The organism is Methylorubrum populi (genome assembly GCA_036946625.1).
GTDB classification, from domain to species: domain Bacteria; phylum Pseudomonadota; class Alphaproteobacteria; order Rhizobiales; family Beijerinckiaceae; genus Methylobacterium; species Methylobacterium populi_C.
In genome coordinates this window covers 661,538-678,459 of the sequence record JAQIIU010000003.1, presented here as the reverse complement: position 1 = coordinate 678,459, position 16,922 = coordinate 661,538, and the positions used below count along the sequence as shown (strand labels likewise).

The window sequence follows — 16,922 nt, the reverse complement described above, 5'->3', positions numbered from 1 at the left end:
GCGGATGCGGTTCCGGCTGAGCCAGGCGGCCCGGGCCGAGGGCCATCGGCTGCACAGCCACGACCGGCTCGGTTCGACCAACAGCGAGGCGATGCGCCTCGCCCATGGCGGCGAGACGGGACCGCTCTGGGTCGCGACCCGCCGCCAGGAGGCGGGCCGCGGCCGCCGCGGCAACGCGTGGACCTCGCCGGAGGGCAACCTCGCCGCCAGCCTGCTGATGCCGGTGGCGGGCGTGGCACCGGAGATGGTCGCCACCTTGGGGTTCGTGGCGGGCGTGGCGCTGGTCGATGCCCTTCGCGATGCGTGCCGCTTGGTCCCCTCTCCCCGTACGCGGGGAGAGGGTCGCGACGCCCCTGTCGTCGGCGCGACGAGCGGGAGCGAAGGTGAGGAGGCGTTTCCGCAAGAGACTTATCCTGAGACGCCCCCTCACCTTCGGCTGCCGCCTCGCTTCGGCGACGACAAGGTCGCCGAAGCCCTCTCCCCGCGCGCGGGGAGAGGGGATGCGCTGGCGCCGCAGGGCATTGCCCCTGCCTCGGCGGCCATCCATCTGAAATGGCCGAACGACGTCCTCGCCGACGGCAAAAAGCTCGCCGGCATCCTGTTGGAAGCCGAGTCGCTGCCGGGCGGGCGGCGGGCCGTGGTGATCGGCTTCGGCGTCAACGTCGCGGCCGCACCCGACGGTCTGCCCTATCCGGCGGCGGCGCTGTCCGCCTTTTCCGCGGCGGATGCGCCGATGCTGCTCGAATTCCTGTCGGAACGGTTTGTCGAAGCGGTCCGGATCTGGAACAAGGGGCGCGGATTCTCGAACGTCCGGCGGCGGTGGCTGGAGCGCGCGGCGGGGGTGGGTGCCCCCGTGTCGGTTCGCATGGCCGAGGCCACGCTGACGGGCATCTTCGAAACGATCGACGAGGGGGGGCGGCTCGTGATCCTCGCCCCGGATGGAACACGGCGAACCGTGACGGCGGGCGAGGTGCATTTCGGACGTGCCGCGACGGCGGCCTGAGACTGGATAGAAGAACAAGATGACGACACGGCAGGACGAACTCGTCTTCGTGCCGCTCGGCGGCGTGGGCGAGATCGGGATGAATGCGGGCCTCTACGGGATCGGACCCGAGAAGCAGCGCAAATGGATCATGGTCGATTGCGGGATGGGCTTTGCCGGCGAGGAAGGATTGCCGGGCATCGACCTGATGTTCCCCGATCTCGCCTTCATCGAGGAGCGCAGGAAGGATCTCCTCGGCATCTTCATCACCCACGCGCACGAGGACCATATCGGCGCGATCTCCGAGCTGTGGCCGCGCCTGAAGGCGCCGGTCTACGCCACGCGCTTCGCCAAGAACCTGCTGGAGACCCGCCGCCTCTCCGAGCCCGGCGCGCCGAAGGTGGACCTGCGCGAGATCAAGCCGGGCCGCCGCGTCACGGTCGGGCCGTTCGACATCGAGTTCGTGCCGGTGGCGCACTCGATCCCGGAATCGAACGCGGTGGCGATCCGCACCGAGCACGGCCTCGTGCTGCATACCGGCGACTGGAAGCTCGACGACACGCCGGTGGCCGGGGACTCGACCTCGCCGGAGGCGTTCACGGCGCTCGGCGACGAGGGCGTCCTGGCGCTGGTCTGCGACTCGACCAACGTGCTGCGCGAGGGCCGCTCCCCGAGCGAGACCGAGGTCGCGGCGACGCTGAGGAAGCTGATCGAGAACGCACCCCACCGCGTGGCGGTGACGACCTTCGCCTCGAACGTCGCCCGCATCCGTGCGGTAGCGGAAGCGGCGCAGGCCTGCGGCCGTCAGGTGATCGCGGTGGGACGCGCCATGGACCGGGTGATCGACGTCGCCCGCGAGTGCGGCTACCTCGACGGCCTGCCGGACTTCCTCTCGGCCGATTCCTACGCCCACGTGCCGCGCGACAAGGTGGTCTGCCTGCTCACCGGTTCGCAGGGCGAGCCGCGGGCGGCGCTGGCGCGGGTGTCGCGCCACGACCATCCGGCGATCTCGCTGACCGCCGGCGACCGGGTGATCTTCTCCTCCCGCGCCATCCCCGGCAACGAGCGCGATGTCGGCGCCATCATCAACGACCTGATCGAGGACGGCATCGAGGTCATCACCGACCGGACCGAGCTCGTCCACGTCTCCGGCCATCCCCGGCGCGAGGAGATGGTGGCGATGTATTCCTGGACGCGGCCCCGATCGGTCGTGCCGGTGCACGGCGAGGCGCTGCATCTCGACGAGCACGCGCGCTTCGCCCGCTCGCAGGGCGTCGAGACCGTGGTGAAGGCCCGCAACGGCGCCGTGGTGCGTCTCGCTCCCGGCAAGCCCGAGGTGGTCGAGCACGTCCGCGCCGGGCGCCTCTACAAGGACGGCAACGTCCTGATCGACGCCAAGGACCGGGCGATCCCCGAGCGGCGCAAGCTGTCGCAGACCGGCATCGTCTCGGTGGCGCTCGCCATCGACGAGCGCGGCGAGGTGGCCGGCGAGCCGGCGGTCGACATCATGGGCCTGCCCAACCGCGGCCGCGACGGCGAGCCCCTGCTCGACACCGTGGTCGATACGGTCAACCGGACGCTCAACGGCCTATCGCGCGGCAAGATGAAGGACTCGGAGGCCGTGGAGAACGCGGTCGACCGCGCCGTGCGCTCCGCCGTCAACGAGGTCTGGGGCAAGAAGCCCGCCTGCCACGTGCAGGTGGTGGAGGTGTGATCGGCTCGTAAAGGCGCCCCGTCCTTGCGAGGCGAGGCGTAAGCGATCCAGCGCTCCGCATCATCCGGAGATGTCGCGCCGCTGGATTGCTTCGCTGCCGCTCGCAATGACGGGATCGGCAGGGAGGGAGAAAACATGATCGGACGACTCAACCACGTCGCCATCGCGGTGAAGGATCTCGATGCGGCGACCGCGATCTACCGCGACACCCTCGGCGCCAAGGTCACCGAGCCGCTGCCGCAGCCGGAGCACGGCGTGACCGTGGTGTTCGTGGAACTGCCCAACAGCAAGGTCGAGCTGATGTCGCCGCTCGGCGAAAACTCGACCATCCAGGGCTTCGTCGACAAGAACCCGGCCGGCGGCATCCATCACGTCTGCTACGAGGTGGAGGACATCCTGGCCGCCCGCGACAAGATGAAGGCGGCGGGTGCCCGCGTGCTCGGCACCGGCGAGCCGAAGATCGGCGCCCACGGCAAGCCGGTGCTCTTCCTCCACCCCAAGGATTTTCTGGGGACGCTGGTGGAACTGGAGCAGGTCTGATACGCGACGCCCGGTCGATGGCTTCGGCCGTCCTGCATCCTTGCGAGGCGAAGCCGTGGCCATCCGGGGCGCGCCCTTTCCGGACATGCCCGCGCCCTGGATCGCTTCGCGGCCGCGCGCGATGACGGTGCGGGCATCCGGCCGCGACGCGTGCCGCCGCCCGGCTGCGCCCTTCCATGACCCGTCGAAATCCATGACCCGCTCGCCCCTGCGCATCCTCGCCGCCTCGACCCCGCTGACCCTGCTGACGGTGGCGGTGCTGGTCGGGATCATGGCCGCCGTGGCCGTGAAGGGGTTCGCCCTGACGGTGTTCGGCGCCCTGGCGCTCTACTTCGTGCTGTGGTGGACCTTCCTGTTCGCGATCCTGCCGCTGGGCAATGCCGCCGAGGCCGATCCGCAGCGGCTGGTGCCGGGCCAGGATCCGGGCGCGCCCGCGAGCCCGCGCCTGCGCGAGAAGGCGCTGCTGACGACGGTCCTGGCCGGCATCGCCTTCTTCGCCGCCCTCCTGATCTTCCCGCTCGCCCGGTTGTGACGCGGGCGGGCCGCACCGATCGGTTCGGCCCCACCCTGAACGTACCGGTGCTGCGCCGCTTCTCCATCGCGCCGCTCCGTCCGCCGCGGCCGCCGAGTCGTATCGGCGAAGAATACGGCTCAAAAACAAAAAGCAAGGCCCGAGGCCTTGCTTTAAGCGACTGCAGTCTGTTTCAGCCGGATTTGTCTCGCGCATTTCTTACGGCGCGGCGGCTGGTTGTTCCTCCCAAGACCCGGACCGTGCGCGGCCTCGTGGGCTGCGACCATCACGGCGCTGCTTATAGGAAGAAGATTTCTCTTTGTCATCAGGGTAGAGAGGGTTCGCGGCGCTTTTTTGCAAGACTCGCGGCAAACACTCTCCCGGACGATTCACGAAGCGGCGAGAGGCCGCTTCGCCGGCTCCATTCCGCCGTATTACGGACCGATCCTGTGGTCGCCGGGCGCTTGTGTTTTAGGAGCGCCCTGTGTTGTGTGCCCTCGCACGCCGGGCCGGTCTTCCGCGCCGCCGGCCGCGCCCGCCGTCTTCCAAGGTCGATCGATGCGTCTCTCCCGCTACTTCCTGCCGATCCTGCGCGAGACGCCGAAGGAAGCGGAGATCGTCTCGCACCGCCTGATGCTGCGCGCCGGCATGATCCGCCAGGAGGCCGCCGGGATCTACGCGTGGCTGCCGCTGGGCCTGCGCGTCCTCAACAAGGTCTGCCAGGTGATCCGCGCCGAGCAGGACCGCTCGGGCGCCATCGAGATCCTGATGCCGACGATCCAGGCCGCCGACCTGTGGCGCGAATCCGGCCGCTACGAGGCCTACGGCAAGGAGATGCTGCGCCTGAAGGACCGCCACGAGCGCGACCTGCTCTACGGACCGACGGCGGAAGAGGTCGTCACCGAGATTTTTCGCGCGAGCGCGCGCTCCTACAAGGATCTGCCGAAGAACCTCTACCAGATCTCGTGGAAGTTCCGCGACGAGGTGCGCCCGCGCTTCGGCACCATGCGCTCGCGCGAGTTCCTGATGAAGGACGCCTATTCCTTCGACCTCGATCAGGCGGGCGCGCGCCACTCCTACAACAAGATGTTCGTCGCCTACCTGCGTACCTTCGAGGCGCTGGGCCTGAGGGCGATTCCGATGCGCGCCGATACCGGGCCGATCGGCGGCGATCTCAGCCACGAGTTCATCATCCTGGCCAACACCGGCGAGAGCGAGGTCTTCTGCGACCGCGCCTATCTCGACATGCCGGTGCCGCCTCCGTCGGTCGATTTCGACGACGTGGCCGGCCTCCAGGGCGTGGTCGACGCCTGGACCTCGCACTACGCCGCCACCGACGAGATGCACGACGAGGCGGTCTTCGCCGAGGTGCCGGAGGCCGCGCGCCTCTCCGCCCGCGGCATCGAGGTCGGCCACATCTTCTACTTCGGCACCAAGTACGCGACGCCGATGAAGGCGGTCGTCACCGGTCCCGACGGGGGGGAGCGGCCGGTGCATATGGGCTCCTACGGCATCGGCCCGAGCCGGCTCGTGGCCGCGACCGTCGAGGCGAGCCACGACGAGGCCGGCATCATCTGGCCCGACGCGATCGCCCCCTTCGACGTGGCGCTGATCAACCTCAAGGTCGGCGACGCCGCCTGCGACGCGGCCAGCGCCGAGATCCAGGCGGCGCTCGAGACCGCCGGCCTCTCCGTGCTCTACGACGACCGCGACGAGCGGCCCGGCGCCAAGTTCGCCACCGCCGACCTGATCGGCCTGCCCTGGCAGGTGATCGTCGGCCCGAAGGGGCTGGCCGAGGGCAGGGTCGAGCTGAAGCGCCGCGCCAGCGGCGAGCGCGAGACCCTCGATCCCGTCGATCTGCCCGCCCGGATCCGGCGCGTCTGAGGAAGCGGCTCACATGGCGCTCGCGCTCGGCAAGGGGAGAGGCGTCGGCGTGGCGGGCCTCCTGTCACGGCTGCGGAGCGCCCGCGCCACCGCCTCGACCCGGCCCTTCGCCGGCTTCGAATGGCTGATCGCCGGGCGCTACCTGCGCGCGCGCCGCCGGGGCGGCGGCGTCTCGGTGGTGGCCCTGTTCTCGGTGCTCGGCATCGCGGTGGGGGTGGCCACCCTCATCATCGTGCTCTCGGTGATGAACGGTTTCCGCTCGGAATTGCGCTCCAAGATCATCGGGCTCAACGGCCACGTCTTCGCCGCGCCGATCGACCGGCTCTTCACCGATTACGTCGATCTCTCCGAGCGGCTGGAGAAGGTGGCGGGCGTGCGCGCCGTGGTGCCGATGGTGCAGGGGCAGGCCTTCGCCTCCTCGCCCTATGGCGGCTCCGGCGTGCTGGTGCGCGGCGTGCGCGAATCCGACCTGCCGAAGATCCCGGCGGTCTCCGGCGCCGTGAAGAGCGGCACGCTGGAAGGGTTCGACGACGGCACCGGCGTGGCGCTCGGCAAGCGGCTCGCCGATTCCCTCGGGCTCCAGGCCGGCGATCAGGTGACGCTCTCGACGCCGAAGGGGGCGAGCACGCCCTTCGGCACGGCGCCGCGCACCAAGGCCTACACGGTCAAGGCGATCTTCGAGATCGGCGTGACCGATTTCGACACCACCATGGCCTTCATGCCGCTCACCGAGGCGCAGGCCTTCTTCAACCGCGACGGCGACGCCAGCGTGATCGAGATCTATCTCGACGATGCCGATTCCGTCGGCGAGATGCGCGAGCCGCTGGAGATGGCGGCCGAGCGCCCGGTGCTGCTGACCGACTGGCGCCAGACCAACCGCACCTTCTTCGGCGCCCTGGAGGTGGAGCGGAACGTGATGTTCCTGATCCTCAACCTCATCGTCATCGTGGCGACCCTCAACATCGTCTCGGGGCTCATCCTGCTCGTGCGCGACAAGTCCTCGGACATCGCGATCCTGCGCACCATGGGGGCGACGCCGGGCACGATCATGCGGGTCTTCCTCATCAACGGGGCGCTGATCGGCCTCGTCGGCACCCTGATCGGGCTCGTCGGCGGCGTGCTGTTCACCCTCAACATCAAGCCGATCCAGCGCACGCTGTTTCCCGGCGCCTGGGACCCGACCGTGCGCTTCCTCGCCGAGATCCCGGCCGAGATGAACGCGAGCGAGGTCGTCATCATCGTCGTCACCTCGATCCTGCTGTCGCTGGTGGCGACGCTCTATCCCTCCTGGCGCGCCGCCCGGCTCGATCCGGTGCAGGCCCTGCGCTACGGCTGACGGGCTTTTCCCTCATGGCTCAGACCAATGCCGGCGCCGCCCAGCCGGTGCCGGCCCTGTTCTTCTCGGGCGTCCAGCGCCGCTATGCGCAAGGGGAGGACGCGCTGGAGATCCTGCGCGGCACCGATCTCGCGATCTGGCCGGGCGAGCTGGTCGCCCTGGTGGCGCCCTCGGGCGCCGGCAAGTCGACCCTGCTCCACGTCGCCGGCCTGCTGGAGCGGCCAGACGGCGGCGAGGTCTATATCGGCGGCCAGCCGACCGCGGGCATGTCGGATGGCGAGCGCACCCGGCTGCGGCGCGAGGAGATGGGCTTCGTCTACCAGTTCCACCACCTGCTGCCCGAGTTCTCGGCGCTGGAGAACGTGGTGCTGCCCCAGCTCATCCGCGGGCTCGCCCGCCGGGAGGCGGAGGCCCGCGCCGCCGAACTCCTGAGCTTCCTCGGCCTGAAGGACCGCCTGCCGCACCGCCCGGCCGAACTCTCGGGCGGCGAGCAGCAGCGCGTCGCCATCGCCCGCGCGGTCGCCAACGGCCCGCGCCTGCTCTTGGCCGACGAGCCCACCGGCAACCTCGACCCGCAGACCTCGGGCCGGGTCTTCAACATCCTGCTCCAGCTCGTGCGCGCCTCGGGCCTCGCGGCGCTGATCGCGACCCACAACATGGATCTGGCCGCCCGCATGGACCGCCGCGTGACGATCCGCGAGGGAATGATCGAGCAGGTGGCGTGAGCCGTCCCACCATCACCCCTACGGCTTCCCGTTCGGCGGGAGGCGGGCGGCTCGTGATAGAACCGATCGAGCCGGGCCCCGTGGCCGGATCGACGGGATCGAAGCAGCGGCGAACCGGCCGACCGATCGGCGCCCTGAATGTCCGGAGTCCGATATGCGTATCGTCGCAATCATTTCCGCCCGGAACGAGCAGTTGATGCTGCCGCGAACCCTGGATCATCTTCATCGGCAGGGAATCGACGTCTGCATCATCGACAACGAGTCGACGGACCGGACGCGCGCGATCGCTGAGCGCTTTCGCGATCGGGGCGTGTTCCGGATCGAGACGCTCCCGTACCGGGGCTATTTCGAGCTCACGCAGCAACTGCAGATGAAGCAGCGGCTCGCCGAGGAGATCGAGGCGGATTGGTTCATCCACCAGGATGCGGACGAAATCCTGCAGGCTCCGGAAGGCTTTCCCGACCTTCGTTCCGCCATCGCAACCGCTGACGCCGCGGGGGCGAACGCCATCAACTTCGACGAATTCGTGTTCGCGCCCTGTGCGGGAGAAAACTTCGAGGATGACGATCACGTTGCGAAGATGCGCCGATATTATTTCTTCGAGCCGGTGCCGAATCGCCTCGTCAGGGCCTGGAAGAAGAAGGCTCTGGCAAGGCAATTGACCGCGACGGGCGGCCATCAGGAATACGGCGAGCATCTCAAGCTCTTTCCCGAGAATTTCATCTTGAGGCACTACATCGCCTTGTCCCTGGGGCATCTCAAGTCGCAATATCTCGGCCGAGTGTTCTGCGGTCGCGAGCTTGAGAAGGGCTGGCATCACAATCGCGTCGCGACCACGCTCGACTTCGCCCGCCTTCCGGAACCCGACCAACTGCACGATCTCGATCGCGACGGATGGCGCAAGGACCGGAAACGGATCGAACACCTCGTCTTCGATCAGCCGGGGCCCTACGTCCCGCCCAGGCGCCTGCCGGCGGACGAGTCCCGTGCCCCGATGCCGTTCGTGGTCGGCGTCGCGCGATCCGGCACGACCCTGCTGCGCCTTCTGCTCGATGCCCACCCGGACTTGGCGATGACGCCGGAGACGAACTGGCTCGGCGGCGCCCTCGCCGCGCTTCGGCCGGACGCTCCGGCCGATGCGTTCCGGAAGGCGCTGACGGGTGCCCCGAACTGGGGCGACATGGAGATCGGCGAGGCGGCGCTCGACGCGATCCTGGCGCAGCCCTTCGCGGCGCCGGGCGATCGGCTGCGAGCGATCTACCGGGCGTATGCCGCCCGTTTCGGCGTTTCCCGGATCGGTGACAAGACCCCCCTTCACGGCAGCCGGATGACGACGATCCGAGAGGCCCTTCCGGAAGCCCGCTTCATCCACATCGTCCGCGACGGCCGGGACGTCGCCTTGAGCCTGCGCGAACTGTGGTTCGGGCCCGGCCGCGACGCGGAGGACGCCGCGGCGTTCTGGATGTGGCATTTGCGCCAGATCCGTCAGGAGGCGCAGTTCGTGCCGCATTACCTGGAGGTGCGCTTCGAGGAACTGGTGGCCGATCCGCGCAAGGTGCTGACCGAAATCGGCGCGTTCATCGACCTGCCGTTCCACGAGGATCAGCTTCGGGCCCACGAGCGGGCCGCCGCCCGGCTGACCGAATTGAAGGACGTGCATTGGGGAACCCGGCGCATCACGGCGGAGCAGCGGAAGGGGCTGTTCACGCTGACCTCGAAGCCACCTTTGCCCGAGCGTGCCGAGGTCTGGCGGCGCGAGATGAGCGCCGAGGATCAGGAGGCGTTCCGGCGCGTCGCCGGCGGCATGCTCCGGCAACTCTCCTACCCGGTCTGATGCGGATCTCCGCCCGATCCGAGCCGATCCCGTATCAGAGCCTGTTTGACTGCGGTGCTCCCCTCTCGCCCCTCATCCTGAGGTGCCGCGTGAGCGGCCTCGAAGGGGGCTCCAGATCCCGCGTGATTCCTGGAGCACCCTTCGAGGCCTCCGCTGCGCTCCGGCACCTCAGGATGAGGGTTCAGGATGGGAGTAGGACCTTCCCTCGCCTTGCCGTTGCCTGACGAAGACACGTTGGTCGGTCAAACAGGCTCTCACAGCCGCATCAGCGCGGGGACGAGCGCGAGGCCGGCCCCCGCCGCGAGGATGGGGAGCCAGCCGGCAGCACGCCGCCAGGGCGCGCCGGCGCCGCCGGATGCCAGCAGCGGAAGCATCAGCGGCATCAGCGGCAGCAGGTAGCGGCCCTGCGGCCCGTCGATGCGGGGCTCGCCGACATGGGTCCAAGTCAGGTACTGCGACAGCAGGATGCCCCACAGGCAGGCGAGGGCGGCGAGCAGGAGCAGCCCGCCGCGCTCGACCCAGCCGCCGTCCCGCGCCCGGCCTCCCGCCAGCAGGGCGCCGACGAGCCCGAGCGCCCAGAGCGGGTACAGCGGCGTCGGGAGCGGACGGTCGAGCCAGCCGAGCAGGCCGATGCCGGTCCGGCCGAGCCAGAGCGCGTGCTTGAGCGTGAACAGGTAGCCCGCCGGCAGCGTCGCGATCCGGGCCGGCGCGGCGGCGAGCACCTGGAACTGCGCCTGCGGATCGGTCGCCGCGAACACGGCCGGGCGCGGCCCCGGCCAGAGCGGGCCGGCCTCGTAGGCGGCGCGCGGCACCGGCGTCGCGACGTGCGCGACGGTGAAGCCGGCCCACAGCACCCCGGGCAGCACCGCGAGCGCCATGAGGCTTGCCCGCAGCGGCAGGCCCGGCCGCCGCAGGGGCGGCAGCAGCAGGACGGCGAGCGGCGCGTAGGGGGGCTTGGCCAGGACGATCAGGGCGATCAGCGCCGCCGCGAGCCACGAGGCGGGCCGCCGTGGCGCGCCCGGCGCATCGTCCCAACTGCGGGACAGCAGGGCGGCGGCGAGGCAGGCGGCCGCGATGATGAGGCCGTCGTGGTTGAACGAGCCGCCGAGCGAGAGCGACATCGGCAGGGCGAGCGTCGCGAGCAGCAGCAGCCGGCCCCGCCGCGCCAGCGCCAGGGCCGCGACGGCAAGGCCGGCATAGGCCAACGTCGCGGCGAGGCGGCCGAGGATGGCGGCCTCGCGGGGCGAGGCGCCGGTCAGCCGCCCGGCGGCGAGGCCCAGCGCTCCGGGCGCGTAGAAGGCCGGGAAGTAGGTGCCGATGGTGTAGAGCGCCTCGAAGCGCCGCGTCGCGTCCCAGGGGCCGCTGCCGAGCGCCGGATCGGGCGGCGGGTCGGCCGGTCGCGACACGTCGGCCGGATCGCGGCTGCGGCTCATCGCCTTCCAGACCGGATCGACCGTGACGCCCGCCGCGACGAAGGCGCGCCCGTCCGGCAGCCTCACCGTCTCGCGGTGGCCGACGATCTGCCCGTCGAGCAGGGCGGCGGCGCGCATGAGATGGGCCGGCTCGTCGGCGACGTCGCCGAGCGGCGTCTTCAGCGCGAACCAGAGGCTCACCGGCAGGGCGAGCAGCAGGAAGGCGGCGATGCAGGCGCGCGCGCCGCCGACGTCGCCGGAACGCGGGTGCCTCACGCCGCCGGGTCCGCGACGATCGCGTCCGGCTCGCCGATCCGCTGCGCGAGGCTGCGCCGCAGACGGATCGCGAGGATCAGCGTCGCCACCGCGCCGAGGGCGAACAATCCGGTTCGGGCGAGATCCGCCGTACCCGTGCGGCTGAGGCTGCCGGTCACCACGTAGACGAGCAGCGAGGGCAGGGCGGCGAGCGTGCCGAGGCCGTAGGCGGCGGGCGAGACCCGGCTCAGGCTGAGCGCCCAGCTCGTCAGGGCGAACGGCATGACCGGCGAGAGCCGCAGCAGGCACACCGCCCGCCAGCCGTCCCGCACGATCATCGCGTCGATCTGCCGAAGGCGATTGCTGCCCGGGCGCGGCCGCCGGGCGGCCCAGGCCCGGCCGAGGGCGAAGCTCAGGCCCGCCCCCAAGAGCGTGCCGGCGGCGGCGAGGCCGAAGCCCGTCCCCGGCCCGTAGAGCGCCCCGGCCAGGACGCCGAACAGCGAGGCCGGCAGGATGCCGCTCGCCGCGACCGCGACCTGGATCGCCACGAGCAGGGCCCAGCCGGCCGGGCCGGCGGCGTCGCAGGCCGCCGCGACCTGCCGCGAGGCGGAGGCCGCCGCCTCCGGCGCCAGCAGACCGGCGGCGGCCCCCGACAGGCCGACCAGCAGGATGGCCGCGGGCGCGAGCGCGCGGCGGAGATCGAACCGCTTCGGCATGGTCTTCACTCCCCCGTTCCGGCGCCGAGAAGCTGCCCCGAGCGCATCTCCGCCAGCAGCGGCGAGGCGCGCAGGCCCATCCGGTGGGCACGGTATTCGAGGGAGGTGCCCAGCACGCCGAGTCCGTAGACGACGCTGCGGCGGAAATTGATCGAGGAGGCTTCCGGGAAGTAGCGCGTCGGGCAGGAAATCTCGCCGAGGCGGAAGCCGGCATGGACGGCCTGGGCCAGCATCTGGTTGTCGAACACGAAATCGTCCGAGCAGCGCAGCAGCGGCAGCCGCTCCAGCACCGTGCGGCTCCAGGCGCGGTAGCCGGTGTGGTACTCGGAGAGCTTCTGGCCCATCAGCAGGTTCTGCACGAGGGTCAGCCCGCGGTTGGCCACGTATTTCCAGCGCGGCATCCCGCCCGCGAGCGCGCCGTTGCCGAGGATGCGCGAGGCCAGCACCGCGTCGTACTCGCCCGAGACGATCATCGAGGCCATCGCCGTGACGAGGCGGGGCGCGTACTGGTAGTCCGGGTGGAGCATCACGACGATGTCGGCGCCCCGCTCCAGCGCGACCCGGTAGCAGGTCTTCTGGTTGCCGCCGTAGCCGCGGTTGTTCGGATGCACGAGCGTGCGCAGGCCGAGTTCGTCGGCGATCCGCGCCGTGTCGTCGGAGCTCGCGTCGTCGATCAGGATGACCTCGTCGACCACGTCCCGAGGGATCTCGGCGACGGTTCGATGCAGGGTCCTGGCCGCGTTGTAGGCGGGCATGACCACCACGACGGTCTTCCCGTGCAGCATGATCCGGACGTCTTCTCGCGCCGAACGGCGTCGGCTGGGTCGGTGTCGTGCCCACGGGTGAGCCGGCATCCGCCAGCCCTCCCGCGGAAGCCGCGTCGGACCCGGCGACCGGCATTCGTGAGGCCGCGGATCCTTGCCCATCGCGTGCGCCCGCGGGCTCTCGTCTGTCAATCGGCAGGCGAATCCGGGTGTCGGAGAAATGCGCGCTGTTGCCGCTTCGTACCACATGGGCACTGGAACCCGCGGCCGACGTGGCGCCAACAACACATCGTTCACCATCTCGCCGGTCCGAGCGCGTCCACGTCTTTACACAGAACAAAACAAGAACAAAACTCGCCCCGTCAACAGGGAGTGGAAGCCATGACCAAGCGCGTGCTGTTCACCGGCCTCGTCGAGTTCACCGCCTTCGGCCTGCTCTTCGGTGCGGTCGCGCTCTGGGCGGTCGCCTTGGCGCCGATCCATTAAGCGATCCCGTTTCGTTCCTTGCCGTATCGGCTCGTGCACGGGAAATCGCGCCGTTTGCCCGACGTGAGGCTGCGTTTCCCGCCGGGCCTGATGCAGGCCGGGCATGGCCGGTGGATATCGCGATCAAACCCGTTCGAGCGGATCGACTCTCCGGCACCGAACCGGGATCCTGGCGGGCCACGCAAGGCCGAGCAAAAAGAACCCGATGGCGCGCACGCTCAAAGAAGTCGGATTCGTCCATCTCCACGTCCATTCGTCCTACTCGCTGCTCGAAGGCGGGGTGAAGGTCGCCGACCTCGTCAAGGCGGCCGCCGCCGACCGGCAGCCCGCGCTCGCGCTCACCGACACCAACAACCTGTTCGGCGCGCTGGAATTCTCGGAGAAGGCCGCCGGCACCGGCATCCAGCCGATCGCGGGCCTGCAGCTCACGATCTGCTTCGAGGCGCCCGACCCGATGGCGCGCCTGTCCCAAGCGGGCTGCGCCAACATCGTGCTGCTGGCTCAGGACGAGGCCGGCTACGGCAACCTGCTGCGGCTCGCGAGCCGGGCCTATTTCGACGGGCAGCTCGGCGAGCCGCCGCGGGTCGCGGTCGCGGCGCTGGAAGGTGCCGTCGAGGGATTGATCGCGCTCTCCGGCGGCCTCACCGGTCCGCTCGACACGGCGCTCCGCGCCGGGCGGCACGACCAGGCCGCCAGGCGCCTCGAATTCCTGAAGACCGCCTTCGGCGAGGAGCGTCTCTACGTCGAGATCCAGCGCCACGGCCTCGACGACGAGCGCGCGGTCGAGCGTGACCTGCTGCGGCTCGCCGACGGCCACGGCCTCGGCATCGTCGCCACGAACGAGCCGTTCTTCGCCAAGCCCGGCGATTACGAGGCCCACGACGCCCTGCTGGCGATCGCGGAAGGGCGCCTCGTCTCGGACGAGCGCCGCCGCCGGCTGACGCCGCGCCACGCCTTCACGACGCGCGCCGAGACGATGGAGCTTTTTCGCGACCTGCCGGATGCGCTCTCGGCCACCGTCGAGATCGCCATGCGCTGCTCCTACCGGGCGCGCACCCGCAAGCCGATCCTGCCGAACTTCGCCAGCGTCGCGGCGGGCGAGACTCCGCCGATGGCCGAAGCGCTCGCCGAAGCCGCAGGCGCGCCGGTGCAGGCGGTGGCCGCCGACGAGCCGACCGAGCTGTGCCGCCAGGCCGAAGCCGGACTGGACCTGCGGCTGAAGCAGCACGGCATCGCCCCGGGCTTCTCCGAGGACGACTACCGCGCGCGCCTGAAGTTCGAGCTCGACGTCATCGTCAAGATGAAGTTCCCGGGCTACTTCCTGATCGTCTCGGACTTCATCAAGTGGGCCAAGGACCACGACATCCCGGTCGGGCCGGGCCGCGGCTCGGGCGCCGGCTCGCTGGTGGCGTGGTCCCTCCTCATCACCGACCTCGATCCGCTTCGCTTCGGCCTGCTGTTCGAGCGCTTCCTCAACCCCGAACGCGTCTCGATGCCGGATTTCGACATCGACTTCTGCGTCGAGGGCCGCGAGCGGGTGATCCGTTACGTGCAGCAGCGTTACGGCGAGGGCCAGGTCGGGCAGATCATCACCTTCGGTACGCTGCTCGCCCGCGGCGTGCTGCGCGACGTCGGCCGCGTGCTGGAGATGCCCTACGGACAGGTCGACAAGCTGACCAAGCTCGTGCCGCAGAACCCGGCCAACCCCGTGACGCTGGCCCAGGCGATCGAGGGCGAGCCCAAGCTGCAGCAGGCGATCGGGGAGGAGCCGATCGTCGCCCGCCTCATCGAGATCTCGAAGAAGCTGGAGGGCCTGCACCGCCACGCCTCGACCCACGCCGCCGGCGTGGTGATCGGCGACCGGCCGCTCGAAGAGCTGGTGCCGCTCTACCGAGACCCGAAGACCGGCATGCGGGTGACCCAGTTCAACATGAAGTGGGTCGAGCAGGCGGGGCTGGTGAAGTTCGATTTCTTGGGACTCAAGACCCTCACGATGCTGCGGTGCTGCACCGACCTGCTCAAGCAGCGCGGCATCGAGGTCGATCTCGCCCGGATCCCGCTGGACGACCCGAAGACATACGAGCCGATGGGGCGCGGCGAGACCGTCGCGGTGTTCCAAGTGGAATCGGCCGGCATGCGAAAGGCGCTGTGCGAGATGCAGGCCGACCGCCTGGAGGACATCATCGCCCTGGTGGCGCTCTACCGCCCGGGCCCGATGGCCAACATCCCGGTCTATTGCGAGCGCAAGCTCGGGCGCGACGCCGGCAACGAGGCGAGCTGGTACCCGCACCCGATGCTGGAGCCGATCCTGAAGGAGACCTTCGGGATCATCGTCTACCAGGAGCAGGTGATGGAGGTCGCCAAGGTTCTCGCCGGCTACACGCTCGGCGAAGCCGACATGCTCCGCCGCGCCATGGGCAAGAAGATCAAGGCGGAGATGGACGCCCAGCGCGACCGCTTCGTCAAGGGCTGCACCGAGCGCGGGCTGACCAAGGCCAAGGCGGACGAGATCTTCGACCTGCTCGCCAAGTTCGCCGATTACGGCTTCAACAAGTCCCACGCGGCGGCCTACGCCCTGGTGACCTACCAGACCGCCTACCTGAAGGCGAACTACCCGGTCGAGTTCCTGGCCGCGGCCATGACGCTCGACATCGACAACACCGACAAGCTCGCCGAATTCCGCCAGGACGCGCAGCGCCTCAAGATCACCGTGGAGCCGCCGTCGGTGAACACCTCGGGCGTCGTGTTCGACGTGCGTGAGGGGCGCATCCTCTACGCGCTCGCCGCGATCAAGGGCGTCGGCCGCTCGGCCGTGGAATCCATCGTCGCCGCGCGCGGGACCCGGCCGTTCAGGGATCTCGCCTGCTTCGCCCGGCGCCTCAACCCGCGCCACGTCAACAAGCGCACGCTGGAGAACCTGATCGCGGCGGGCGCCCTCGACGGCATCGAGCCCGACCGGGCGCGGGCCTGGGCCGCGGTCGAGCCGATGATGAAGATGGCTCAAGGCGCGGCGGAGGCCGAGACCTCGGGGATCGCCGACATGTTCGGCGGCGTCGCGTCCGCCGATGTGGGCCTGCGCATCCCGCCCCACGAGTTCTGGACCCACACCGACAAGCTCAAGCGCGAGTGCGACGCCATCGGCTTCTTCCTCTCGGGCCATCCGCTCGACGAGTACGGGCCGATCCTCGAAAAGCTGCGGGTCCAGTCCTGGGCCGATTTCTGCCGGGCCGTGCGGGCGGGCACGGCCAGCGTCGGGCGGGTGGCGGCCTCGGTGCTCGACCGCTCGGAGCGGCGCACCAAGAGCGGCAACAAGCTCGGCATCGTCATCCTCTCGGACCAGACCGGCCATTTCGAGGCGATCATCTTCTCCGAAGGTCTCAACCAGTACCGCGACATCCTCGAACCCGGCCGTCCGCTGGTGCTGACGATCCAGGCGAACCTGGAGGGTGAGGACGTGCGCGCCCGCATCACCGCCGCCGAACCCCTCGACCAGGCCGCCGCCCGCCACCAGAAGGGCATGCGCATCTTCCTGCGCGACGACCGCGCCCTCAGTTCGGTGCAGCAGCGCCTGACCCTGCGCGGCGAGGGCGAGGTGTCGCTGATCCTGATCCTCGACGGCGGCGATCGCGAGGTCGAGGTGCGCCTCAAGGACCGCTATCAGGCGACGCCGCAGGTGGCGGGTGCGCTGCGCGCCGTGCCGGGGGTCGTGCAGGTCGAGGTGAACTGAGGCCGGCGTCGGGCGCGCCGCTCTCCCCAACGCCCG

General features: G+C 70.1%; 12 protein-coding genes. 9 read left to right on the top strand and 3 right to left on the bottom strand.

The features are described 5' to 3' along the window. The first annotated feature begins 4 nt into the window (after positions 1-4). From PGN25_14540 to PGN25_14505, 8 genes are all read left to right on the top strand, one after another. Positions 5-1,003, top strand: coding sequence for a biotin--[acetyl-CoA-carboxylase] ligase (locus PGN25_14540; GenBank protein MEH3118768.1), 999 nt, complete (start codon positions 5-7; stop codon positions 1,001-1,003). 19 nt (positions 1,004-1,022) lie between these two features. Further along, positions 1,023-2,696: a ribonuclease J gene (locus PGN25_14535; protein MEH3118767.1), complete on the top strand. Its 1,674-nt coding sequence runs from the start codon at positions 1,023-1,025 to the stop codon at positions 2,694-2,696. Between the two features lie 135 nt (positions 2,697-2,831). Further along, complete coding sequence (mce, locus tag PGN25_14530; protein ID MEH3118766.1) at positions 2,832-3,236, top strand: methylmalonyl-CoA epimerase; 405 nt, start codon at positions 2,832-2,834, stop codon at positions 3,234-3,236. Between the two features lie 193 nt (positions 3,237-3,429). Further along, entirely contained in the window at positions 3,430-3,768 is a 339-nt protein-coding gene (locus PGN25_14525; GenBank protein ID MEH3118765.1) for a DUF1467 family protein, read from the top strand. A gap of 537 nt (positions 3,769-4,305) precedes the next feature. Continuing rightward, positions 4,306-5,631 (top strand): proline--tRNA ligase, encoded by a 1,326-nt coding sequence (locus PGN25_14520; protein MEH3118764.1) that lies wholly within the window; start codon positions 4,306-4,308, stop codon positions 5,629-5,631. A 13-nt stretch (positions 5,632-5,644) separates the two neighbouring features. After that, positions 5,645-6,967: a lipoprotein-releasing ABC transporter permease subunit gene (locus PGN25_14515; GenBank protein ID MEH3118763.1), complete on the top strand. Its 1,323-nt coding sequence runs from the start codon at positions 5,645-5,647 to the stop codon at positions 6,965-6,967. Between the two features lie 14 nt (positions 6,968-6,981). Beyond that, a complete protein-coding gene (locus tag PGN25_14510; GenBank protein ID MEH3118762.1) occupies positions 6,982-7,692 on the top strand; it encodes an ABC transporter ATP-binding protein in 711 nt (236 codons plus the stop codon). A 154-nt stretch (positions 7,693-7,846) separates the two neighbouring features. After that, entirely contained in the window at positions 7,847-9,526 is a 1,680-nt protein-coding gene (locus PGN25_14505) for a sulfotransferase (GenBank protein MEH3118761.1), read from the top strand. 254 nt (positions 9,527-9,780) lie between these two features. Here PGN25_14505 and PGN25_14500 read toward each other — a convergent pair whose 3' ends face one another. The 3 genes from PGN25_14500 to PGN25_14490 are packed head-to-tail and all read right to left on the bottom strand — an operon-like array spanning position 9,781 to position 12,694. After that, positions 9,781-11,214: a DUF2142 domain-containing protein gene (locus tag PGN25_14500; GenBank protein ID MEH3118760.1), complete on the bottom strand. Its 1,434-nt coding sequence runs from the start codon at positions 11,212-11,214 to the stop codon at positions 9,781-9,783. Beyond that, entirely contained in the window at positions 11,211-11,909 is a 699-nt protein-coding gene (locus PGN25_14495) for a VTT domain-containing protein (protein ID MEH3118759.1), read from the bottom strand. The genes PGN25_14500 and PGN25_14495 overlap by 4 nt, the downstream gene beginning before the upstream one ends. A 5-nt stretch (positions 11,910-11,914) precedes the next feature. Then, a complete protein-coding gene (locus tag PGN25_14490; protein MEH3118758.1) occupies positions 11,915-12,694 on the bottom strand; it encodes a glycosyltransferase family 2 protein in 780 nt (259 codons plus the stop codon). A gap of 670 nt (positions 12,695-13,364) precedes the next feature. Between PGN25_14490 and dnaE the strand changes: the two genes are divergently transcribed. Continuing rightward, positions 13,365-16,886 (top strand): DNA polymerase III subunit alpha, encoded by a 3,522-nt coding sequence (gene dnaE, locus PGN25_14485; GenBank protein ID MEH3118757.1) that lies wholly within the window; start codon positions 13,365-13,367, stop codon positions 16,884-16,886. The last annotated feature ends 36 nt before the right edge of the window (positions 16,887-16,922 follow it).